The organism is Fictibacillus phosphorivorans, assembly GCF_001619875.1.
GTDB lineage: Bacteria > Bacillota > Bacilli > Bacillales > Fictibacillaceae > Fictibacillus > Fictibacillus phosphorivorans_B.
On sequence record NZ_LRFC01000034.1, the window covers coordinates 99861 to 121838 of the forward strand.

Genomic DNA, 21978 nt, shown 5'->3' on the forward strand with positions numbered 1-21978 from the left:
TCTTGTGTATTTAAGCGCCTTTACGCAACACATCCACTTTTTTCGCTTTTTCTTCAAAGAGATAATTCTTTACAGCATTTGTAGATGACTTTGCTTTTTTTACAAACAGCGGATTTAATACCGCAACAGCAGCAAAGTTAGCCATTAATCCCCAGAAACCTTCATAGATTCCTAGCGAAGTTCCTGTTGAATATACCGTAAACGTAACAGCTAGTCCAACAAGCAAACCGATGATTGTCGCTTCTCTTGATTGGTTTCTCCAAAACAAGCTGATCACGATTGCTGGGAAGATCTGTACCATTCCGGATACGCCAAGCAACTGCAAAGATACGAGAGCCTGCGGAAACACAAGTCCAAATAATAAAGCGAGACCAATGACAACAAACACCATGCCACGTGTGATCATCGTAAGTTTTGCACCTTTTACTTTTGGATTGATCAGATCACGGTAAATGTTGTTAGCGAAAAGGTTTGAGGCACCGATTGCCATGATGGAACATGGGATGAGTGATGCAAGAGCAATCGTCGAGTACGCTAAACCTTGGCCAATACCGCCGTAAGACGTTTGAATGAGTGCGAGCAATGCAAAGCGCGGATCTGTACCGTTCGGCAAAACTAAGAATGCGATAAAACCTAAGAAAACAACAAGGATTAAAACGATATTATAGAGCGGCAGAAACAGTGCATTTTTTCGAATGGCATCAGCACTTTTCGCTGTGAAAACGCCAGTCGCCGCATGTGCCCACATAAAGAGAGCGAGTGATGAAACGAAAGCTGCTGTAATGAACCATGGTATACCTTTTGGTCCTTCAGTTGGAATCGTTAGAAGCTGAGGTGCTTCATTGACGATCTTATCGACCATCGGGTTCCAGCCGCCAAAGTGCATGATTGGTAAGGATACAACCATAAACAGCATGATCGCCCAAACGAGTACATCTTTAATGATTGCTGTATAGGTTGGTCCTTTGATACCACTGAAAAATGTATAAAGAGCAACGAGCAAGAACGAAGTGATTACGACTACTTTTACATTGATAAAACCTGTCCCTGCAACTTGAAGCGTATCTTGAATACCGCTTAGCTGCAAACAGATATAGGGAATAAGCATAAGTACGCCGACGATTGCGATCAAAGAAGAAAGAAGCTTTGAATCAAAACGCTCACGTGCATAATCTGCTAGTGTCGTAAGTTTATGTTCATTTGCCACTTTCCATAGTTTCGGAAGGAAAAAATACGAAATAAAATAAGCAAGAACAGAATAGGGAATCGCAAAGAATGCGAGACTTCCCGCTGTATATGCGGTGCTCGTTAATCCAAGGAATGTATAAGCCGTGTAAAGGTCGGCCCCGACAAGAAACCAGACTAGCAAACCGCCAAAACGTCTTCCACCGACAGACCATTCCTCAACCGAGCTGCGGGTAGCTTTGTCTCTGCCTGCAAGAAACCCAATTAAAACGACCGTTAAGATAATAAATATTGTGATAGACAGTGCTGTAAGATTACCCTGCTGCATTTAGTCCAAGCCTCCCTGTGATTTCTGTAGTAGATAGATGCCAAAGGTGAATAAAGGAGTTAAAACAATCCATAAAAACAGCCAAAACTGAAGAAACGGAAGTCCTAGAACAATAGGGTCGATCCTATTAGCAAACGGTAAAACGACCAGCTGCGCGATAAATGGAGCAGAAATGAATAAAATCATTAATAATTTCTTCATGATGCATTTGTCCCTTCTGTGGTGTTTGTAGAAGTATAATGTTCACAATCATAACAGCTTAAAATGAGCGGGACAAGGGTAATTAAATAAATTTTTAAAATATTTAATATTATTTGAAAATGAAAGGGTTTACAAGTGATCTGAAGACAAATTGGGGCAGTTTCGCTTGATGAAACGAGTTTTAATTTATACGGGGAGGGGTACCCAGGTGGTTAATTCAGGAAATTTATGAAATAATCCTAGAAATTTTGATGTTAATCCAGCGAGTTTTAGCTATAATCCGGCGAGTTTTAGGCATATATCGGCGAGTCGACATTGCTCGACATAACTTTGGTACCCCAATACCCTCCGCCTCAATAAAAAAGAGCTCATTTCGTTGTGAAATGAGCATCTACTTTCTATTTTGTTTGTTACCAATCTTCTGGTTGATAATGTTTACCTTCTATATGGTCAACACCATCAGGGGTGCTGAGTCCATTTTGTGTAATGTGTAAGGCATCTTTAACATAATAGTGATAGTTCCATCCTTTTTCATTCTGAAACTCTACTAGAAAAATGTATGGGTTATATTGCCGGCCGATGTTTTGAGTGATATTCCACTCTTCACCGGGGTATTGATTCGTTAAATAATGAGTGAGCTGTTCTTTTTTTATGGAAACCTGATAATGAATCCAGAGCGGCCGGATCATAAAAAAGACAAGAACGAGCGATGTAAGAATGCCAGCTGTATAAAAACCAAGTTTTCTTTTCTTTTTGGGAATGAAAAAAGCCGTAGCGAAAAGTGCACTGATAAAAAGCATGGTAAAAGTGATTTCAATGACCGTAATAGGGTGCAGATTCATGCTTATGTGCCTCCAATCCTTAGAATGTAGCTTATGACTCAATATATTCTACAGAGGAGTGTGTTTTTCATCTTTACTTGCCCTCAAATTCCTTGTCTGCAGGACATGAAAACAAACCATTCCATAAATATCAGCCTTCAATCCAGAAAAAAGCAGGTTCAATCCACAAGTTTTGGACTTTAATCCACGAGTTTTAGGCTTCAATCCACATTTTTTTCTGAGTGGTATTTTTTTGTCCACCTGGGAAGGACAAAACCTCTGCCAAACTACCAAACGACAAAAAGCCAGCCCACTCAATAAAGGCTAGCTTCCAAAATATCAATCTCACCACCATAAGTATGGTTTAACTACCATAAACCACAGCATAATCATCAACAATGCAATATAAATCCATACGGCTCGCTGCAGCTTATCTGACAGCACATCCTTATCCATCCCATCCTCATTAAACTTGCGAAGGGTAGGCGAAAAAGCACGCGCCAAAAAGAACAATGAGCAGAAAAGGATAATCAATGTTATTAGGATCCACGGTGTATCCCACGTCCACGGTCCAGATAGAACGAGAAGAACGCCTGAAAACACTAAAACGTGACCCGCATGTTTTGCAAGCCAAACGACAAAACGAAAGGTGCTAAGGTGAGCGTTCATCTCATTACCTGCAGCCGTTCGCAGTTTTTTTATCAATGGAAAAAGGATAAAAAAAGGTCCGATTGAAATGATGACGCTTAAAATATGGATATACAATAAAACACGATACAAGAAATCCATTGTGTTACTTATTAGCCTTTAACAGGACTGAACTCGTGAACCCAAACTTGCATATGCGGCAGCCACGGCATACCTGGATGATATGAAAGAATAGCGTTTTTATACGCTTCTACAGATTCGAATCCTTCATGCTGAGCGTGTTCATCTGTTAGTTCACCAAGTGATTGACGGTATACATTGTTCACTACAAACTGATGACCTTCTAACTCCATAATCTCGCCAACATCTGCATATCGTCCGTTACGGCGTGTTGCGGTTTTCTTGCCTGCGATTACTTTTGTAACGTCCTCAGGCATCGTTACGAGTCTTTCAATGGAACATGTTTTTGGCGGCAAATTGTTGTTTTCATGAGTTGTCATATGTAAAAACTCCTTTTCTATTTTCTCCATTTCCTAATGTATCACACTTCATGAATAAGTCTGTCTACTTTTTAGCAAAACAAAACGGTAAGATGTGTCTTTGCTATGTGGAGAGCGTACCTTTATAATCAAGAGATAACGAAACGTGAGGGAGGCCACAAACGTTTTGACACAAGTTTTAATAGAAAAAGCAAAACAATTGTTAGAGTTTCATTACGGTTATTCTTCTTTTCGGACAGGACAGGAACAAGCAATCCAATCGGTTCTCTCAGGTGAAGATACCCTGTGTGTCATGCCGACAGGCGGAGGGAAGTCGATCTGTTACCAAATTCCTGCACTCGTTTTTGAAGGGACAACGATTGTCATCTCACCCTTAATCTCATTAATGAAAGACCAAGTAGATACATTGCTTCAACTAGATGTTTCCGCAGCTTTTATCAACAGTTCGCTGACTGCGAGAGAAACGAGAGACACAATTGAAAAGGCGAAGCGCGGAGAATATAAGCTGTTGTATATCGCGCCAGAACGGTTAGAATCCTATGACTTCATGGATCATTTAAGACAAATTGATATTCCTTTAGTTGCTGTAGATGAAGCACACTGTATCTCGCAATGGGGACATGATTTTAGGCCGAGCTATCAGCGTATTCAGCGTATGATCGGCAACCTGCCTAACCGTCCAGTCGTTTTAGCATTAACGGCTACAGCAACACCTAGAGTTCGTCAGGATATTTGCTGGTCGCTTGATATTGATGAAAACAAAACGGTGTTAACCGGATTTGAACGGGAAAACCTATCATTCTCTGTTATTAAGGGACAAGACCGGCTTTCGTACTTAAAGGATTTTATTAAAAAGAACGAAAAAGAAGCCGGTATTATTTATGCGGCAACACGAAAGACAGTGGACCAGCTCTATGAAAATCTGAAAAAGAGTGGTATCAACGTTTCACGCTATCATGCAGGTATGATGGACCAAGAACGGATGGAACAGCAGGAGCAGTTTCTGCAAGATGAATCGTCTGTTATGGTGGCAACCTCAGCGTTTGGAATGGGGATCGACAAATCCAACATCCGTTATGTGATTCACTTTCAGCTACCGAAAAATATGGAAAGCTATTATCAAGAAGCAGGACGTGCAGGGCGTGATGGACTGCCGAGTGAGTGTATTCTGCTGTATTCTTCTCAAGACGTACAGGTGCAGCGGTTCCTGATCGATCAGTCCAGTGAACAAGAACGAATGGCACAAGAACTTGAAAAGCTTCAGCTAATGGTTGACTACTGTTATACAGAAAGCTGTTTGCAGCAGTCGATCGTCCGTTATTTTAGTGATGAAGAAATACCGCCATGCGGCCGCTGCGGCAACTGTACAGATGCGCGTGAAAGTATTGATGTGACACGAGAAGCGCAAATCGTTCTTTCATGCATCGTAAGGATGGGGCAGAAGAGATTTGGCAAAACATTGATTGCTCAGGTGTTGACAGGATCTAAAAATAAAAAAGTGCTAGATTTCGGGTTTCAAAAGCTTCCGACTTACGGCATGATGAAGGAAAAAAGCATTAAAGAAGTAACGGATCTTATTGAATTTTTTATTTCACAAGAGGTCATTGCCGTTGAACATGGTACATTCCCGACTCTATACGTAAAAGAAAAGGGAAAAGAAATACTGATGGGCAAGGAACAGATTATGCGTAAAGAAGCGGTCGTAACAAAACAAGTCGCGGTGGATGATCCGTTATTTGAAGAGCTTCGAAACGTACGGAAGGTGATTGCTGAACAAGAAAATGTTCCGCCATTCGTTATCTTTGCGGATACGGCTCTAAAAGATATGTGTGTGAAACTGCCTGAAACGAGAGATGAGTTTTTAAATGTAACAGGTGTTGGTAAAAGTAAGTTAGAGAAGTATGGAGAGCGGTTTATCTCTGCCATCTCTGACTATTTGGCTGAGAACCCAGATCGAAGAAAAAATGCGGGCGAGAAAGTTCCTGCTAAAAAGGCGACCCCAGACTCTCATCTAGAAACATATACCTTTTATAAGGAAGGAAAGTCAATCGAAGAAATAGCGGACCAACGTAAATTAGCAGTGAGTACGGTAGAAAATCACTTCGTACAATGTATGCAAGAAGGGATGGCCATTCAAACGGAAGATCTGATTCCAGATGAATATGTCTCAGAAATAGAACAAGCCGTTCAACAAGCTGGCGGAGAAAAGTTAAAGCCTATAAAAGAAATGCTTCCTGAAGAGGTAAGTTACTTTATGATTAAAGTGTACTTGCTGCAAAACGAAATGAAGAAACAGGTGAAATCATGAAGAAGAATGTCCGATTAAAAGTAAAACCTTCGTATGTAAAGGGTCTTAAAACAGGCTATCCGCTCATTACAGAGGATGCTGTACAAAATATTAGCAGCGTAAAAGAAGAGGGAACCATTATAGAACTTTTTGATGAAAAGAATACCTTCCTCGGAAAAGGGTATTATGGCAAGCAAAATAAAGGCCGTGGATGGGTTCTGACACAAAACGCTCAAGAACTGATCGATCAGAACTTTTTTGAAAAGAAGCTGAAAAAGGCCATCGATTATCGACAAGAGCTTTACGGAAATTACGAAACAACTGCTTTTCGTGTATTTAATGGAGAGGGAGACGGAATCGGTGGACTGACGATCGATCATTACAATGGATACTATTGTTTAACTTGGTATAGCGAAGGCGTCTATACATTTAAAGATGAAGTTGTTGCCTCTCTTAAAGAGCTTGTAAAAGTAAAGGGCATCTACGAGAAAAAACGTTTTGCGGTAAAAGGAAAATATATTGAGGACGACGATTTTGTTGAAGGTGAACGCGCACCAAGCCCGTTAATCGTACGAGAAAATAATATTCACTTTGCGGTATACCTAAATGAAGGCGCAATGGTGGGTGTTTTCCTGGATCAGCGTGATGTTCGAAAGACCATTCGTGATCAATATGCAAAAGGAAAAACAGTGTTAAATACTTTCTCTTATACGGGTGCTTTTTCTGTTGCTGCTGCGCTCGGCGGTGCTGTTAAAACGACGAGCGTTGACCTTGCCAACAGAAGCCGCAGCAAAACGCAGGAACAATTCAGCGTAAACGGTCTGAATTATGAGGATCACGATATTATTGTAGAAGACGTATTTAATTATTTTAAATATGCCGTTCGTAAGCAGTTGTCGTTTGATCTAGTTATTTTGGATCCGCCTAGTTTTGCCCGTTCTAAGAAACATACTTTCAGTGCAGGAAAGGATTATCCAGAGCTGTTGGCACAAGCAATTCAGATCACTGAGAATAACGGGGTAATTGTGGCGTCTTCTAACTGTGCCACGTTTGGTATGAAGAGATTTAAAGAGATGATCTCTGCAGCTTTTAAGCAAACAGAGGGCACGTATAAAATTTTAGAAGAATTCAAGCTTCCGCAAGACTTTAAAACGCATAAAGAGTTTAAAGAAGGAAATTACTTAAAAGTTGTGTTCATCCAAAAGTTAAGTTAGAGGCGAAAGGAGATCAAACGATTGATGAATAACGATCGCCGAATACTCATTATGACTTCTGTTGCAGCAGAAAAAGACGCCATTTTAAGAGGGCTGGGAACAGATGCGAGATTTGATGTAGTCCTAGCAGGTGTCGGTCCCATTTTAGCGGGCATTCAAACAACAAAAGCGCTGCTGTCTAATGACTATGACTTCGTAATAAATATGGGAATCGCGGGTGGATTCCGTGGTAGAGCGGAAGTTGGTTCACTCGTAATTGCCGATGAGATGGTATCGGCTGATCTTGGAGCCGAATCTCCTGATGGGTTTATTACGCTTGACGAACTCGGTTTTGGTGCTTCTACTCGAATAAAAGCGGATAGTGAAATGGCGCTGCATTTATTAGCGTCATTAAAACTAGCAGGAGCAGCCGTTCAACTTGGTAATGTTCTTACGTTGTCAACGGTGACGGGTACATCCGAAACGACCGCAGAGCTCCTTAGACGCGAGCCGAATGCAGTGGCAGAAGCGATGGAAGGATACGGGGTCGCATTGGCCGCGCAAGAGTTCGGAAAACCTGTACTCGAAATCCGATCCATTTCAAATCCAATCGGTCCGCGAGATCGTTCTGCTTGGCGTATGAGGGAAGCGTTCGATACACTAGAGAGAGCCAGTAAAGTTATCGCGGAGGTTTTGTTATGAGTAAAATGAGTATTGCTTTTTCACCTTGTCCGAACGACACGTTTGTTTTTCATGCATTGGTTCATGGCCTCATTCCTGGGGCTCCTGAATTAAATGTTACATATGCAGACATTAATATCACGAACGAGTTAGCTGCTGAATCAGACCAGCTTGATCTATTGAAGATTTCCTATGCAGCGCTGCCGTACGTACTAGACAAATATGCTCTAATTCCATGTGGCGGTGCCTTAGGTCGAGGTTGTGGTCCTTTGGTTCTTGTGAATGAGCCAGGTGATGTTACGCCTGATATGCTATCTGGAGCAAAAGTAGCTGTTCCGAGTGAACGTTCTACAGCGTACATGCTGTTCCGTTTATGGGCGGCTCAAAATGTGCCAGGCGGAGTAGGCGAGATCATCGTAATGCCTTTTAACGAGATCATGCCTGCTGTAAAAGAAGGCCGTATTGACGCAGGACTTGTGATCCACGAAGCACGTTTTACGTATCAAAATTATGGACTGAACCTGTTAGCTGACATGGGAAGCTGGTGGGAAGAAGATACAGGTCTGCCAATCCCGTTAGGAGCAATCATCGCACGCCGATCACTAGATTTAGAGTCTATTACTGAGTGGATCCGAAAATCGGTAGAGTATGCGTGGCGTAATCCCGAAGCATCTAGAGATTATGTGATGCAGCACGCGAGCGAGCTATCGGAAGACGTAGCGAAATCCCACATCGATCTTTATGTAAATGATTTTACTGCAGATCTAGGTGATAAAGGCTTTGAGGCAATCACGACCTTGCTGAACCGTGCAGGAGAAGAAGGCATTGTGCCTAAGAAGGATTATACGGAGTTGCTGAAATAAGATTGGACAAATTAATCCCTAGATTGGACAAATTATTAGGGACATCGGACAAATTATCATGTGAATCCGACAAATTACAGTGAACATTGGACAGATTAACTCCTAGATTGGACAGATTATTTAAAAAACCGGCATTAACCACTCACTGTAAAAGCGCATACCTTATAACGAGAAGAAAATTCTGTTATAAGGAGGCGCAATATGTCTAATACGAATGTATTAACACTCATTGGGGCTTTATTAGCTGGTTATTTTCTGCTTGCACTTCCACTAGGCGGTACATTTTTAGCTGCGTTTGGTCCAGCAGTTAAAATTATCGCAATCCTAACTGTTCTTGTATTTGGAGCCGTATTAATTTACAAAGGGCTCAGGGATATATTAAGAAAATAAATGGATACAACAACACCCGCTAAAAGGTTAGCGGGTGTTGTTTTCCTTATATTTCAAAGCAATTCTTTAAGTTCAGCAGTAAACTTCTCCACAAGCTCAGGACGTCCATGAAATTGTGCAGGCGTGTTTTGAAAGAGCTTAATGAACCAATCGGTTTCTTTCTTAACGGCAACAACGGTATGATGCGTATTCAGCTCAGGAGAAAGTTCGGTTTTTCCTACTGGAATCATTCCTGCGATTGCCCGAAGAATTACGGCATCTTCGCTTAAGAAAGATACATTTTTTACCTTCGCGTAATAAGGAGGGGTAGGGAAGCTGCTGAAAATCGGCTCCAAGTGTGAATAGATCTCTTCAGGACCGAATGCCTGGCTTCCATCATAGCCGATCATCTCACCGTCTTCTGTAAAATAATCAGCCATACCGCGTGCATTTCGCTCATTCCATGCGTTCAAAAATTGTTGATACAAATTTTGAACGGCATTTGTTGCCTCATTCGTCATCGCCAGTCCCCCATATGTAAAATAGTTTTATTTCATCATAACAAAAAAACAGCCACCACAAAAATGGCGACTGAATGTAAAGGTTATTTTTGCTTGGCAGCAACTAGCCGTTCGATTTCTTGGTCAAGCCTAGTTTGGATGGCGTCTAATATTGAAAAATTCATAGCTGCAATATAAATTTTCTCGAGATCATCATGGTTATCTTTTGCAGCTGCTAAAAAGCTTATCGCTTCTTTCATTTTCTGTGAATAACGGCCGCTGATCTCTTTAAGACTATCAAAATATTTTTCATCTGTACCCCGTTTAATCGTTTTTTCATACATATCAACAATTGAATCTCCTGGACGTTCAGGAAAATATTCGTGAGGTGCAGTGCTGTCAAAAATCGCAAAACCTAACTCTCTTACAATAATCATGTCGAGACTATTAGGATCGAATCCGCAATGATATATCTCCACATCATATCCTGAAGCCTCAGCATTGGCTGCTAATTTCTTTAATAATGTGGATTTACCTGACCCCGGCCGGCCCTTAATAAGGTACCGTTTATTCAATCCCTCTGTTAAGTTAGGAACAAAGTCTACAGCTCCCTTAGGGGTAGCAGCTCCTAGGAAACGGTGATACACGTTTGCTTGTTTATTTACTTTTTTAGAAAAAAACAGATGCATCAATTCATCGGTAAGTTTGTTAGCTTTGTTGTAATCCATGTTCATAATATAAATTTCTTCCCATTCATCATGAATGAGGAGTGCTTCATGGAAGGTTTCGTATGCTTTTTGGAAATCAGCAGAGATCGACTCAGACAGCTTAAGAATTTCATTTTTACTTTTTGCAAGCTTCTTAGAATCCCATGCCTCTCCTAAGTTAACGTATTCTTCAATAGCGCCCGGAGCTTTTGGTTCAATAACATGTGGTGCGGTACCATCGACGATTCCAATACTAAGTTCGCGAAGGATCACCCCGTCGATCGACCCGTTGTCAGAAGCGCAATGAATGTATTCAACATCATAGCCCTCTTCATTCCACTTTTTACCGATTGATTTCATTAATGTAGATTTTCCTGTGCCAGGGCCGCCTTTAAGGATAAAAAGACGATCAAGACCACTAATATTGGATGAAAATAGGTTGTGAAAACCTCTTGCCGTATTGCCGCCAGCATAATAGTTTAGAATTTTTCCAGTCAATGTTCAAAACACTCCTCTTATGTGTAGTTGTGTTTCTATTTGCATGGTATGTAAGGAGGAATGAATAGGTGATAGCCTAAAAAAACACATTTATTATTTAAATTGTTGAAATATGATGAAATAAAAAGAAATTTTACGAATGAAGGAGTATGTTTAACAAAAGAGGAATAAATACACGGTAAATCACATAAAATTGATTATTCTGAATATTTAAATAAAATTTAGAATGAGTTAATATGTAATTAACAAAGAAACACCACCTTTACAAAAGGAAGGCGTGATTCCAATGAAATAAGTTAGCGAAGCATATCAAATCACATCCAGTTAGAGATCAGCCGGTGAAAACTGATTTCGAGATGTGTGGATATGTGGGAACGCGCAAATACGCATTACGAAAGAGGTTGATTCCAATGACGTATGTGAGCGAAGCATGCTAAGATCGTGTTGCAGTTGGAAATAGCCGGTGAAAACTATTTTCGCAGCATGTGGGCATGTGGGAAATTACCGTGGTAAAGGGAAAGTGAAATTTAAAAAGGAAAAATAAGATCTAATGCAAGGCAATTGATTGAACGAACAATTAATTGAAGTCTAGTTATGGGACAAATAACTAGCATTTGTGTATTAGGAAGAAAGGAAAGAACGTTTAAGTGAATAGTGTGAGTTTAAGCTAAAGGCGCTGTTTATGTGATGTATACATATTCAGCGTCTTTGTTTTGTTATACCATAGATATATAAGCGTGAACTAATTTCGGTATGGAAGATGAGGGGTTATTTTTTATGGAAACTTTACTTATTTATCAAGTTGGTTCTTCTAATAAGTTTTGGAAAATAAACCAGACTGGGAATTCTTATGTGGTTACTTACGGAAAAGTGGGAACTGTTGGAGCTGTAAAAACCAAAACCTTCGACTCTGAAGAGGAATGCCGTAAAGAAGCTGATAAACTCATCCGCTCCAAGATGAAGAAAGGGTACGTCATAGCAGAATCAAACAATCTAGTTTTAAAAGATTCAACCATGACAGAAACTCTATTTTGGGAGCTGATTGATAAATGTAAAGAAAAAGGCGATGATTCCGATGAGCAAATGGAATGGCTGGTGTATCAGCTCTCAAAAAGGCCTGTGAAAGACATCGTTATGTTTGATTATATTTTTAATACATACTATTTAAAGTCATATACATCCGATTTATGGGCTGCAGCCTACATCACAATGGGAGGATGTTCTGACGATTGCTTTGATTACTTTAGAGCCTTCCTTCTCTATCTTGGTAAAGAAGCTTACGAGACTGCTATAAAAGATCCTGAGTCACTGCTGCCTTATTTAAAATTGATTGAAGAACAAGAAGAGGTTCCGCAGCTTGAAGAGCTATTGTCTGTAGCGTGTGAAGCATATGAAGAAAAGACGGGTCAAGATTTCGAAGAGTACCAAGATCTATACGATAAGTTAACAAACGAACCATTTAACCAACCAGAAATCGAGTTTGACTGGGATGAAGATGATGAAGAAGGTCTGAAGAAAAAGTTTCCCCTTTTATGGGAAGCTTTTGGAGAAACACCAATTGAATACTAATGAAATAAAATCAAAACTCACCATTTTTCAAGAAGGTGAGTTTTTTATAAATGGTACTTTTTTAAAAGGTTGTAGCTTATAGAATTTTTTCCTTCACTGACAAGTTGATTGTAGTGAAAGATGCGAGACTCCTGGGGGATTAGCGGGACAGGTGAGACACCTAAGTGCGAAGCGCCGAGGTGGCTCACCGCACGCCCCCCGGAAAGCGAGCATCTGTAACGGAAATCAACACTCTCAAGATCAACAAAGCATCAAAAAAGCCTTTTTAAAAAATACGCCTCAAGTCCTAGAACACATTACTTCTCGAAGCCATGTTGATTTTAGGAAGGTTTCGGTAAGGTAATAATAGAAACATATTAAGTACGAACTTTTTTTATTAAAACGAAACTCTCAAACTTGTACAAACGTATGAATAAAAAAGAGTTTATGTCAGGAGTCGATTACAATGAACGGATTTTTAGCCTTTTTTATCCGCATGTTTGTTGCTATCCCAGCTTCAGTAGGAGTATGGCTGGCTAGTATTATCGGATATGACCAGACTTACCTTATATCATCAGGGATTGCAGTAGCCGGTGGAGCTGCCGCATATACAGCAACGGGACTTCTTCAAAAGCAGCGATTTCTTAGTGAACATCAATTATCGAGAAGAGAATATAAATACATCAAAAAAAATCTAGATGAAGCGAAGCCTAAAATCTACCGGCTTCAAAAAGCATTGCTTTCTGTTCGAGATCTGCCCACATTAAAACAAAGAGCCGATCTTGTACGTGTCGTAAGGAAGATCCAAAGTTTAACTCAAAAAGAACCACGGCGTTTTTATTTAGCAGAACAGTTTTACTTCTCACATTTGGATTCAGCGGTTGAACTCACTGAGAAGTATATGTTTTTATCATCACAGCCGCGAAAGACGAAGGAACTAACCCTTTCGTTAGTGGAGACTAAAAGAACGCTGGACGAACTAAAAGAGTACATCGAAAAGGATTTATACCAAGTTTTGTCAAATGATATAGATGACCTTCATTACGAAATCGATGTAGCGAAGTACTCCATTAAATCTCTGAAAGAATCACAATCCATAAAAAAGGCAGGAGATATAAATGAAAGAAAATAATACACAGCCCTTAAATCATACAGATGAACCAGCAAATCTAATGGATGACTTGCTGGCAAATCCTTTTGGGGAGAAGCAAGAATCCGCAGTTCAAGCAAACGGCAACAAACAAGTTCGTTTGATAGATGTGCTTCCTGAAGAAAACAAGGAAAAAGCGTATCAGTTAGCCAAACAGATTGACCCTACTAATCACCAGACGATGATTACGTATGGAGCACCGGCGCAGGCAAAACTGCACTCATTCTCAAACACGATGCTCGAGCACGTAAAAAAGAAAGATACGGGACAAATCGGTGAAATCATTGGAGATTTGATGAGAAAGCTTCAAGACGTAAATCCTGAAGAACTAAAGTCAAACAAACCAACGTTAATCGGACGCATGTTCGGTAAGCTTTCAGGCTCAGTTCAAGAAGTTCTTTCCAAGTATCAAAAGACGGGTGCACAGATTGACCGCATTTCTGTTAAATTGGACGGAAGTAAAAATGTGCTCATGTCCGATATCGTCATGCTTGAAAAGCTGTACGAAAACAATAAAGAGTACTTCCAGGCTCTGAATGTCTATATCGCAGCTGGGGAATTAAAGTTAGATGAGCTTAATCAAGTAACGATTCCTGAGATGAGAAAAGTCGCAGAACAGACGAACGATCAGATGAAATTTCAAGAAGTAAATGATATGGTACAGTTTGCTGACCGCTTAGATAAGCGTGTTCATGACTTGAAACTAAGCCGCGAAATCACGATTCAGAGTGCACCGCAGATCAGACTTATTCAAAACACGAACCAAGCACTTGTTGAAAAAATACAGTCATCGATCATGACGGCGATTCCGTTATGGAAAAACCAAGTTGCGATCGCACTGACGTTAATCAGACAGCGGAATGCTGTGGAAGCTCAAAAACAGGTTTCCAAAACGACGAACGAACTTTTACTTAAAAATGCAGAAATGCTTAAAACCAATACGATTGAAACCGCAAAAGAAAACGAACGCGGCTTAATCGATATTGAGACGCTGAAGAAAACACAAGAAAATCTTCTTTCCACACTCGAAGAAACCCTTCGTATCCAAGAAGAAGGCCGCATGAAGAGACGTCTTGCGGAAGAAGAACTCGCAACGATGGAGATTGTGCTAAGACAGAAGCTGCTAGAAATTAAAGGTGAATAAATAAAGAAGGAGCTAATCCCTTTTTACGGGTTAGCTCCTTCGTTTGTTATGCTGTGAGAAATTATGTGGCCTTCACTTCTACATCATCTAATGCGGAATGTGCACGGCTGAACCTGCTTAACATCATTCCAACTGCTGTCCCAACTAAAGCTGGAAGAATCCATTGTAATCCCATAGATGATAGTGGAAGGATGTCTTTCATTACTTGAACCGGACCTAGATCTACTCCAAACGCAGCCAATCCGTCCATCAAGGCAAATACTCCTGTAAATAGAACCGCACTTCCATACACTTTTTTAGGATTTTTGAAGAAACGGTTAAAAAACGTAAGTGCAATTAATACGATGGTTAGCGGATAGGCTGTGACCAAAAATGGCACCGACACTTTTAGAATTTGGTTCAGTCCCAGGTTTGAAAGAGTAAAGCTTACTAGTGTAACCAGTGAGACTACCGTTTTGTAGCTGACACTTGGTAATAACTTTGAAAAGTACTGGCCACACGCAGTTGTTAGACCAACAACGGTAGTGAAGCAAGCTAATGTAAAAATAAAGCCAAGCAGAGCTGTTCCGCTTTTACCAAGTAAAAGAGTGGAAGCTGCAGAAAGAATGTCCGTACCGTTTTCAAAAGTACCAGCTGCGGCCATCTTTCCGCCGATCAAGCCTAAGCTAACATAAACAAGGGTTAGCAATGTCCCCGCAATCAAACCTGCTTTTAGTGTGTAGTTAGTTAATTGCTTTCGATCCTGAACGCCTCTTTGCTGAATCGCAGTAAGAATAACGATCCCAAAAGCGAGAGCAGCAAGAGCATCCATTGTGTTATACCCTTCAATAAAACCTGTTGAAAAAGCTCCAGATTGATAGTTAGCAGATGGTGATTGAAGTGGAGCATCAAGTTTGAAAAATCCTACCGCACAAAGAACAACCATTGATAAGAGCAGTGTTGGTGTAATCCAGCGTCCCATATATTTCTCCATTTTTGATGGATTAAGGCTGACCGTATAAACAAGTGCGAAAAAGGCAACTGTGAATAATAAAAGAATAAGTGCTGCGTTAGAATTTGTGTTCAGGAATGGTTTAACTCCCATTTCATAAGCAACGTTTGCATTTCTCGGAATGGCTAGGAATGGCCCGATACTTAAGTAGATGATTACCATAAAGACGGTGCTGAAAACAGGATGTACGCGATTGCCGATTGTTTGGATGCCTCCTTTTACAAGGGAAACAGCAAATAATACAGCAAACGGAAGTCCGACTCCGGTTAAAATAAAGCCTGCCATCGCAAGCCAGTATGAGGATCCGGCTTCAGCCCCCAAGAATGGAGGGAAAATAAGATTTCCTGCTCCAAAAAACATTGAAAATAGCATAAGTCCAATAAAAACGGTGTCCATCTTTCTCATAAGTAATCTCTCCTTTTATTGTGTTTAAAACATAAAAAAACCCGTCCCTATAGAAGGGACGAGTTATCGCTCGCGTTACCACCCTAATTCCACAGCTTGTAAAATAAGCTTGCGGCACTCAGTCAACGTACAATCATACGTGTTTCCTTGTAACGGCGGACTACCCGTCAAAGCTTACATGTCAGCTTTGCATCTCAGAGATGATTTTCAGATAAGGACTGAACATCGGCTTTCACCAAGCGCCGATTCTCTGGGGAACAGTGATCAAATCTTACTCTTTCTCGTCATTGATTTTAATATTAATTGTTAATTTATCACCCGAAAAGAATAAAGTCAACAACATATTCTGAAAACAATGAAAAGTTGAAACAGTCAGTGCCCATTTCATCTACTCTAGTTTAATAACTCATTCTAGGGTGATACCTTATAAGAATAATCCCATTACAATGGTGTTTTGGTAATCTCCTCTAATGTAATTATCTTTCTTCAACAAACCTTCCTGTTCAAACCCTAACTTTCTATAAAGGTCAATCGCCTTCGTATTACTTTCATTCGTTACAAGGCTGATTTTCTTTGTAATACCATTCTGTTTTGCCCACTCTAAAAGCTCATTCATTAAGGCTTTACCCAAGCCCATGCCTGTGTATTTTTCAGAAATAACAATCCCAAGTGTTCCTACATGTTTTGTCCGCTCTTTTTGTGAGGAGTTAATGGTTGCAATACCGATAATTTTAGAATCGATCGTTGCAAGCAGCATGATAGAATTCGGTTCTTGTGAAGTGGCTGTGATGTAGTCTTTATATTCCTGAAGGTCTCGTTTAAATTCATTCGCACCAAAAGATAAATAATCACTTTCACCGCCAACCACATTATAAAAATCAATCATGTTTTGAGCATCATCTGTAGCTGCTCTTCGTATATGGACGTTATCAAGGTTGCGCATCATCATTTCAGCTTCTTTCTGTTTATGTATAAAACAAATATAACCTACTAGTCTATTCAAGATACAAGCTGAAATTTCATGTTTTTTTGATTAAATTTTTTAACAAAGTAGTAATGCAACTCCTATTCCCTCGCATAGAATATGAGGATTTGTTATTTCAATAAAGAATAGGAGAGACAGAATGAAAACGAAAAAGTTATGGATTGGGTTACTTATGTTTTGTTTTATGTTCTTACTCGTGCAGCCGGCAAAAGCAGCAGCGTCATCTTTCATCATCATAAACAAATCCACAAACCAGCTAGCATATTTCGAGAATAATAAATTATCAAAAGTATTTAAGGTAGCAACAGGAAAACTGCCGTCTTATACACCAGAAGGTTCATTCAAAATCGTGAACAAGATTACAAACAGGCCTTATTATACAGGTAATATTCCAGGGGGAGATCCGCGAAATCCGCTAGGGAATAGATGGCTCGGACTGAATGCCCGAGGAACTTGGGGAACCACATATGCGATCCATGGTAACAACAACGCGGATTCCATCGGCAAATATGTAAGTGCAGGCTGTATCCGCATGTACAACAACGAGGTGCAGTGGCTTTATGCAAGAATTTCTGTAAATACCCCTGTTGTCATTACGACTTCAAGTAAAACATTTCCTGCACTTGCTGCAGCAAATGGTTACAAAATAACGAACGGTTCAACTGTACCTGTTGTTTCAGTGGTGAACTTGAAAAAGGGAAGCCGTGGCGCAGAGGTTATGGAACTTCAGCGCAGACTGACCAGCTTAGGATACAATACAAAAGGAATTGACGGCGTGTTTGGTGCAAATACAGATGCGGCGGTTCGACAATTTCAAAAAGCCAAAAAGTTAACTGTTGATGGAATTGTAGGACCAGCGACAAAGAAGGCTTTGGGGATGTTTTAAATAGTTGTTAAGATCAGCCTTTAGCAAAAGGCTGATTTTTTTGTGAACAGTTAAAAAATTCCGTTGACACCTTGAACACCATCTAATAAAATGAAAGACGAGATTGATAATCATTTTCAATTAAATAATTATGTACTAAATAAATGGATCAACAACTGTTAAAAAGGAGGGCGAATAGGTGTCTAGACTATATGCTGAACATTTACAGATATCATATGGTGAACGAGACATAGTAAAAGATCTTACTATCTCCATTCCAGACGGAAAAATCACGACGATTATTGGACCGAATGGCTGTGGAAAATCGACGGTGTTGAAAACGTTGTCGCGTATACTCAACCCGAAATCGGGTGTCGTTTATCTGGATGGCAAAGCCGTTAGCAAGGAATCTACTAAGAAAATCGCTCAAAAGATGGCCATCCTGCCACAATCACCTGATTCCCCAGAAGGGCTCACGGTCGGAGAACTTGTTTCTTACGGAAGGTTTCCTTACCAAAAAGGGTTTGGCAAGCTTATGAAACGTGATTTTGAAGTCATTGACTGGGCTTTAGAGGTTACAGGGGTACTAGAATTCAAAGAGCGCCCAGTAGATGCTCTTTCAGGTGGTCAACGCCAAAGGGTATGGATTGCAATGGCATTAGCACAAGAAACTGATATAATCTTGCTGGATGAGCCTACTACATATTTAGATCTGTCTCATCAGTTAGAAGTTCTTGAGTTGCTGCACCAGTTAAATCGTGACGAGAAGAGAACGATCGTAATGGTCATACATGATTTAAACCATGCGGCGCGTTTTGCTCACCACATGGTCGCGATGAAAGACGGATCGATCTTAAAAGAGGGTACGGCTGAAGAGGTTATGACTCGTACGGTCCTTCGCAATGTGTTTAACATTGATGCAGAGATCGGTGTAGATCCAAGAACGAGAAAGCCAGTATGCCTTACTTACGATCTAATCAGAAATGTAAAGTTAGTTGAGAACTTGGCGTAATAAAATCGCCTTTCTTTTTTACAGTTAATTGAGAATGATTTTTATTGTCAAATATAGGGGGATATTAAAATGAACAAACGAACAAAACAATTACTCGTTAGCTTTATGACATTGCTCTTAGTTTTCGTACTAGCAGCATGCGGAAATAAATCAGAAGAAGGCGCAAGTTCTGGAGAGAAAGATTCTTCTAAAAACGAAACAAGAATTTATAAGGATGAAAAAGGTAAAGAAGTGGAAGTGCCAGCTGAACCAAAACGTGTTGCGATGATGGCGGCAACATATGCTGGTAACTTATTAGAGTTGGGAATTACCCCAATTGCAGTAAACGAATATCCAAAACAAAATAAGTTTTACGGAAACAAATTAGACAAAGCAGAAGTGGTAACGGCTGATTCTTATGAAAAGTTATTAGAACTTAAACCAGATCTAATCATTACGTATTCAGATGATAAAAATATTAAGAAGTATGAAGCTATTGCTCCAACCGTTACGATGACATATGACAAGTATGATTATATGGAACAGCACGTTGAAATTGGTAAAATGGTTAATAAAGAAAAAGAAGCAAAAACATGGGTTGAAGAGTGGAAGAAGAAAGCCGCTGACGCCCGTGAAAAAGTAAAAGCAGCAATCGGTGAAGACAAGACGTTCATGGTTATGGAAGCATACGGTAAAGATATGTATGTTTACGGTAACAACTGGGGCCGTGGAACAGAAGTAATCTATCAAGCTCTTGAACTTAAAGCGCCTAAAAAGTTAGAAGAAGATGTATTCGGTCCAGGATGGAAAGCCATTTCTACTGAAGTGATCCCAACTTACGCAGGAGACTATATTTTTGTTGGATCAGGTGCTGGTAATCCAGACAATTCATTCATGGAGTCAGATGTGTGGAAAGAGCTGCCGGCAGTAAAGAACGGTAACGCAATTAAGTTTGATTCAGAGTCATTCTATTTCAACGATCCGATCTCTCTCGAAAAAGAACTGGATATTATCGTTGAAGAGTTAACGAAAAAGAAATAAAAAGCTTTTATAAAAAAGGAAAAACGCCATGTTCAAAACAAAAACCAAGCTCATAAAAGATAATAAAGTGTATTCGAGACCAGCAGTGGGTTCAGCGATTCTTGTGATGGGTTTCGCCCTGCTCGTGTTAAGTATTGGGCTAGCCATATCAGTAGGTGCCGCTAAGATCAACTTTCTTACCGTATGGAACTCTATTTTAAACTATGATCCTGCGAGGGAAGCTGATCGTATCATTGTTAGTCTCCGATTACCAAGAGAGCTTGGTGCAGCAATTGTTGGTGCTGCGTTTGCAGTCAGTGGGGCAATCATGCAGGGGATGACACGAAATCCCCTTGCTGACCCTGGATTGCTGGGTTTGAACGCAGGCGCAAGTTTAGCACTTGCCTGTGTATTTGCGTTTCATACAGGAGCAAACTATCTTACAGTTATGGTGATTTCTTTTATTGGTGCAGGAATTGGTGCAGCGATGGTATTTGGATTAGGTTCGATGAGCCGAGGTGGATTAACACCGATTCGAATTACACTAGCAGGTGCCGCCGTTTCTGCGCTGCTTTCTTCGTTAGGAGAAGGTATTGCTTTATACTTTAAGCTTTCTCAAGACCTTGCTTTTTGGACAGCAGGTGGTGTGTCGGGAACGAACTGGGAACAGCTGAAAATCATTGTACCTGTTGTTATTGTTGGTATCGCGGTTGCTGTTATGTTCTCAAGGCAGCTAACGATTCTGAGCTTTGGTGAAGAAGTGGCAAAAGGTTTAGGACAGCGGACTTTATTAACAAAATGTATTTTGATGACTGTCGTGTTGATCCTGGCTGGAGCTGCAGTTTCATTAGTGGGTGCAATTGCCTTTGTCGGTCTGATGGTTCCTCATATTGTGCGATTCTTGGTGGGAACTGATTATCGTTGGATTATCCCTTGTTCTGCGATCTTCGGAAGTGTGTTAATGGTTTTAGCAGATACATTTGCTCGAACTGTAAATGCTCCATATGAAACACCAGTAGGTGCCGTTGTTGCCATGATTGGTGTTCCTTTCTTCCTTTATCTTGCACGAAAGGGAGGAAGAAAACTGTCATGATGAATGTGCGTAAGATGAAGAGAGTTAAAGTAACGACGTTTGCTGCACTATTTTTGTTAATCATTATATTTGTTGTCAGTGTGGCAACTGGTTTTGCTTCATTAACTCCTTCAGAACTATTCCGAACGATTATTGGACAAGGAACACCGAGAGAGAATCTGATTCTTTTTGAGTTCCGGTTACCACGTATATTTGTTGCAATCCTAGCGGGGATGGGGCTCGCAGTGTCTGGTGCCATCCTGCAAAGTATTACAAAGAACCCGCTTTCAGACCCTGGTATTTTAGGTATTAATGCCGGTGCTGGTCTGATGGTCGTCGTTTACATCATGTTTTTTACGGTAGAATCATCAAGTTTTCTGTACGTGTTGCCGCTATTTGCTTTAGCAGGCGGAATGGCTACAGCTGCTGTCATTTATGTGATGTCATATATTAAAGGGGAAGGCGTCGAACCAACAAGGCTAGTATTGGTTGGTGTTGGGTTGGCTGCAGCTCTATATGGGGCAACGTTAACGTTATCAACACGTTTGGATATGGAAGACTATTCATTTATGGCGAACTGGATGGCAGGTCGAATATGGGGTGACGATTGGACATTTGTTCTATCACTGCTGCCATGGATCCTGTTGCTTGTCCCATATACGATGTTTAAATCCAATGTGCTAAACACGTTAAACCTGCATGAGAATGTTTCTATTGGTGTTGGCGTGAATGTCGGAAGAGAAAGAATACTTCTGATCATAGTAGCAGTAGCACTTGCATCAGCATCAGTGGCGGTGAGTGGCGGAATTGCTTTTGTAGGGCTTATGTCTCCTCATATTGCCAGGTCACTCGTTGGCCCGCGTCATCAATCCTTTCTTCCTGTTGCCGCATTAATCGGAGCGATCCTTTTGCTTGCTGCAGACACGATAGGAAGAGTGATCTTAGATCCAAGCGGCATCCCCGCCGGAATCATCGTAACCATAATTGGTGCACCGTACTTTATGTACCTTTTGGCAAAAAAATAAG

22 protein-coding genes and 1 other annotated feature are annotated in these 21978 nt (G+C 40.5%); of the genes, 13 read left to right on the forward strand and 9 right to left on the reverse strand.

Features of this window, described 5'->3' with window-relative positions:
* Positions 1–10 precede the first annotated feature (10 nt).
* From AWM68_RS14160 to AWM68_RS14180, 5 genes are all read right to left on the reverse strand, one after another.
* Entirely contained in the window at positions 11–1513 is a 1503-nt protein-coding gene (locus AWM68_RS14160) for a sodium:solute symporter family protein (RefSeq protein ID WP_066243030.1), read from the reverse strand.
* A complete protein-coding gene (locus AWM68_RS14165) occupies positions 1514–1714 on the reverse strand; it encodes a DUF3311 domain-containing protein (RefSeq protein WP_082820717.1) in 201 nt (66 codons plus the stop codon).
* Positions 1715–2124: 410 nt separating this feature from the next.
* Positions 2125–2556, reverse strand: a complete 432-nt coding sequence (locus AWM68_RS14170) for a hypothetical protein (RefSeq protein ID WP_066243037.1) — start codon at positions 2554–2556, stop codon at positions 2125–2127.
* Positions 2557–2880: 324 nt separating this feature from the next.
* The gene (locus tag AWM68_RS14175; protein WP_066243039.1) at positions 2881–3324 is read right to left on the reverse strand and encodes a hypothetical protein; all 444 of its coding nucleotides are present in this window, start codon (positions 3322–3324) and stop codon (positions 2881–2883) included.
* 11 nt (positions 3325–3335) lie between these two features.
* The gene (locus AWM68_RS14180) at positions 3336–3683 is read right to left on the reverse strand and encodes an ASCH domain-containing protein (RefSeq protein ID WP_066243042.1); all 348 of its coding nucleotides are present in this window, start codon (positions 3681–3683) and stop codon (positions 3336–3338) included.
* A 166-nt stretch (positions 3684–3849) separates the two neighbouring features.
* On the opposite strand from AWM68_RS14180, the gene recQ reads away from it, so the two are divergent.
* The 5 genes from recQ (at position 3850) to AWM68_RS14205 (ending at position 9097) form a co-directional block, all read left to right on the forward strand.
* On the forward strand, positions 3850–5991 hold the full coding sequence (gene recQ, locus AWM68_RS14185) for a DNA helicase RecQ (RefSeq protein ID WP_156488413.1): 2142 nt from the start codon (positions 3850–3852) through the stop codon (positions 5989–5991).
* The gene (locus AWM68_RS14190) at positions 5988–7184 is read left to right on the forward strand and encodes a class I SAM-dependent rRNA methyltransferase (RefSeq protein WP_066243044.1); all 1197 of its coding nucleotides are present in this window, start codon (positions 5988–5990) and stop codon (positions 7182–7184) included. The genes recQ and AWM68_RS14190 overlap by 4 nt, the downstream gene beginning before the upstream one ends.
* Positions 7185–7208: 24 nt before the next feature.
* Entirely contained in the window at positions 7209–7865 is a 657-nt protein-coding gene (locus tag AWM68_RS14195; RefSeq protein WP_066243046.1) for a futalosine hydrolase, read from the forward strand.
* Positions 7866–7870: 5 nt separating this feature from the next.
* On the forward strand, positions 7871–8707 hold the full coding sequence (locus tag AWM68_RS14200; RefSeq protein ID WP_066243385.1) for a 1,4-dihydroxy-6-naphthoate synthase: 837 nt from the start codon (positions 7871–7873) through the stop codon (positions 8705–8707).
* Between the two features lie 201 nt (positions 8708–8908).
* The gene (locus tag AWM68_RS14205; protein ID WP_066243047.1) at positions 8909–9097 is read left to right on the forward strand and encodes a hypothetical protein; all 189 of its coding nucleotides are present in this window, start codon (positions 8909–8911) and stop codon (positions 9095–9097) included.
* Between the two features lie 53 nt (positions 9098–9150).
* Here the strand turns inward: AWM68_RS14205 and AWM68_RS14210 are convergent, their stop codons facing one another.
* Positions 9151–9597: an SgcJ/EcaC family oxidoreductase gene (locus AWM68_RS14210; RefSeq protein WP_066243048.1), complete on the reverse strand. Its 447-nt coding sequence runs from the start codon at positions 9595–9597 to the stop codon at positions 9151–9153.
* Between the two features lie 83 nt (positions 9598–9680).
* The gene (locus AWM68_RS14215; RefSeq protein ID WP_066243051.1) at positions 9681–10781 is read right to left on the reverse strand and encodes a PRK06851 family protein; all 1101 of its coding nucleotides are present in this window, start codon (positions 10779–10781) and stop codon (positions 9681–9683) included.
* Between the two features lie 777 nt (positions 10782–11558).
* On the opposite strand from AWM68_RS14215, the gene AWM68_RS14220 reads away from it, so the two are divergent.
* The 3 genes from AWM68_RS14220 to AWM68_RS14230 all read left to right on the forward strand — a co-directional run bounded on the left by AWM68_RS14220 (position 11559) and on the right by AWM68_RS14230 (position 14623).
* Complete coding sequence (locus AWM68_RS14220) at positions 11559–12350, forward strand: DUF4240 domain-containing protein (protein WP_066243055.1); 792 nt, start codon at positions 11559–11561, stop codon at positions 12348–12350.
* A 445-nt stretch (positions 12351–12795) separates the two neighbouring features.
* Positions 12796–13461: a 5-bromo-4-chloroindolyl phosphate hydrolysis family protein gene (locus AWM68_RS14225; RefSeq protein WP_156488414.1), complete on the forward strand. Its 666-nt coding sequence runs from the start codon at positions 12796–12798 to the stop codon at positions 13459–13461.
* The gene (locus AWM68_RS14230) at positions 13448–14623 is read left to right on the forward strand and encodes a toxic anion resistance protein (protein WP_066243056.1); all 1176 of its coding nucleotides are present in this window, start codon (positions 13448–13450) and stop codon (positions 14621–14623) included. Before AWM68_RS14225 ends, AWM68_RS14230 begins: the two co-directional genes overlap by 14 nt.
* Before the next feature lie 61 nt (positions 14624–14684).
* Here the strand turns inward: AWM68_RS14230 and brnQ are convergent, their stop codons facing one another.
* Positions 14685–16019 (reverse strand): branched-chain amino acid transport system II carrier protein, encoded by a 1335-nt coding sequence (gene brnQ, locus AWM68_RS14235; RefSeq protein ID WP_066243059.1) that lies wholly within the window; start codon positions 16017–16019, stop codon positions 14685–14687.
* A 51-nt stretch (positions 16020–16070) separates the two neighbouring features.
* Positions 16071–16316 (reverse strand) — a binding site (T-box leader).
* Positions 16317–16443: 127 nt separating this feature from the next.
* The gene (locus tag AWM68_RS14240) at positions 16444–16968 is read right to left on the reverse strand and encodes a GNAT family N-acetyltransferase (RefSeq protein WP_066243062.1); all 525 of its coding nucleotides are present in this window, start codon (positions 16966–16968) and stop codon (positions 16444–16446) included.
* A gap of 175 nt (positions 16969–17143) precedes the next feature.
* On the opposite strand from AWM68_RS14240, the gene AWM68_RS14245 reads away from it, so the two are divergent.
* The 5 genes from AWM68_RS14245 to AWM68_RS14265 all read left to right on the forward strand — a co-directional run bounded on the left by AWM68_RS14245 (position 17144) and on the right by AWM68_RS14265 (position 21977).
* Entirely contained in the window at positions 17144–17890 is a 747-nt protein-coding gene (locus AWM68_RS14245) for a L,D-transpeptidase family protein (RefSeq protein WP_082820718.1), read from the forward strand.
* 178 nt (positions 17891–18068) lie between these two features.
* Entirely contained in the window at positions 18069–18881 is an 813-nt protein-coding gene (locus tag AWM68_RS14250) for an ABC transporter ATP-binding protein (RefSeq protein ID WP_066243065.1), read from the forward strand.
* A 69-nt stretch (positions 18882–18950) separates the two neighbouring features.
* The gene (locus tag AWM68_RS14255) at positions 18951–19901 is read left to right on the forward strand and encodes an iron-hydroxamate ABC transporter substrate-binding protein (RefSeq protein ID WP_066243068.1); all 951 of its coding nucleotides are present in this window, start codon (positions 18951–18953) and stop codon (positions 19899–19901) included.
* Positions 19902–19929: 28 nt separating this feature from the next.
* Positions 19930–20973, forward strand: coding sequence for a FecCD family ABC transporter permease (locus tag AWM68_RS14260; RefSeq protein WP_066243070.1), 1044 nt, complete (start codon positions 19930–19932; stop codon positions 20971–20973).
* Positions 20970–21977: a FecCD family ABC transporter permease gene (locus AWM68_RS14265; protein ID WP_156488415.1), complete on the forward strand. Its 1008-nt coding sequence runs from the start codon at positions 20970–20972 to the stop codon at positions 21975–21977. Before AWM68_RS14260 ends, AWM68_RS14265 begins: the two co-directional genes overlap by 4 nt.
* Position 21978 lies beyond the last annotated feature (1 nt).

Excerpts from the sequence above, each read along its gene's own strand:
- AWM68_RS14240 (WP_066243062.1), bottom strand. The coding sequence starts at position 16,968 with ATGATGATGCGCAACCTTGATAACGTCCATATACGAAGAGCAGCTACA.
- AWM68_RS14210 (WP_066243048.1), bottom strand. The coding sequence starts at position 9,597 with ATGACGAATGAGGCAACAAATGCCGTTCAAAATTTGTATCAACAATTT.
- AWM68_RS14180 (WP_066243042.1), bottom strand. The coding sequence starts at position 3,683 with ATGACAACTCATGAAAACAACAATTTGCCGCCAAAAACATGTTCCATT.
- AWM68_RS14195 (WP_066243046.1), top strand. The coding sequence starts at position 7,209 with ATGAATAACGATCGCCGAATACTCATTATGACTTCTGTTGCAGCAGAA.
- AWM68_RS14205 (WP_066243047.1), top strand. The coding sequence starts at position 8,909 with ATGTCTAATACGAATGTATTAACACTCATTGGGGCTTTATTAGCTGGT.
- AWM68_RS14230 (WP_066243056.1), top strand. The coding sequence starts at position 13,448 with ATGAAAGAAAATAATACACAGCCCTTAAATCATACAGATGAACCAGCA.
- brnQ (WP_066243059.1), bottom strand. The coding sequence starts at position 16,019 with ATGAGAAAGATGGACACCGTTTTTATTGGACTTATGCTATTTTCAATG.
- AWM68_RS14245 (WP_082820718.1), top strand. The coding sequence starts at position 17,144 with ATGAAAACGAAAAAGTTATGGATTGGGTTACTTATGTTTTGTTTTATG.
- AWM68_RS14255 (WP_066243068.1), top strand. The coding sequence starts at position 18,951 with ATGAACAAACGAACAAAACAATTACTCGTTAGCTTTATGACATTGCTC.
- AWM68_RS14260 (WP_066243070.1), top strand. The coding sequence starts at position 19,930 with ATGTTCAAAACAAAAACCAAGCTCATAAAAGATAATAAAGTGTATTCG.
- AWM68_RS14265 (WP_156488415.1), top strand. The coding sequence starts at position 20,970 with ATGATGAATGTGCGTAAGATGAAGAGAGTTAAAGTAACGACGTTTGCT.
- AWM68_RS14160 (WP_066243030.1), bottom strand. The coding sequence starts at position 1,513 with ATGCAGCAGGGTAATCTTACAGCACTGTCTATCACAATATTTATTATC.
- AWM68_RS14165 (WP_082820717.1), bottom strand. The coding sequence starts at position 1,714 with ATGAAGAAATTATTAATGATTTTATTCATTTCTGCTCCATTTATCGCG.
- AWM68_RS14170 (WP_066243037.1), bottom strand. The coding sequence starts at position 2,556 with ATGAATCTGCACCCTATTACGGTCATTGAAATCACTTTTACCATGCTT.
- AWM68_RS14200 (WP_066243385.1), top strand. The coding sequence starts at position 7,871 with ATGAGTATTGCTTTTTCACCTTGTCCGAACGACACGTTTGTTTTTCAT.
- AWM68_RS14175 (WP_066243039.1), bottom strand. The coding sequence starts at position 3,324 with ATGGATTTCTTGTATCGTGTTTTATTGTATATCCATATTTTAAGCGTC.
- AWM68_RS14225 (WP_156488414.1), top strand. The coding sequence starts at position 12,796 with ATGAACGGATTTTTAGCCTTTTTTATCCGCATGTTTGTTGCTATCCCA.
- AWM68_RS14220 (WP_066243055.1), top strand. The coding sequence starts at position 11,559 with ATGGAAACTTTACTTATTTATCAAGTTGGTTCTTCTAATAAGTTTTGG.
- AWM68_RS14190 (WP_066243044.1), top strand. The coding sequence starts at position 5,988 with ATGAAGAAGAATGTCCGATTAAAAGTAAAACCTTCGTATGTAAAGGGT.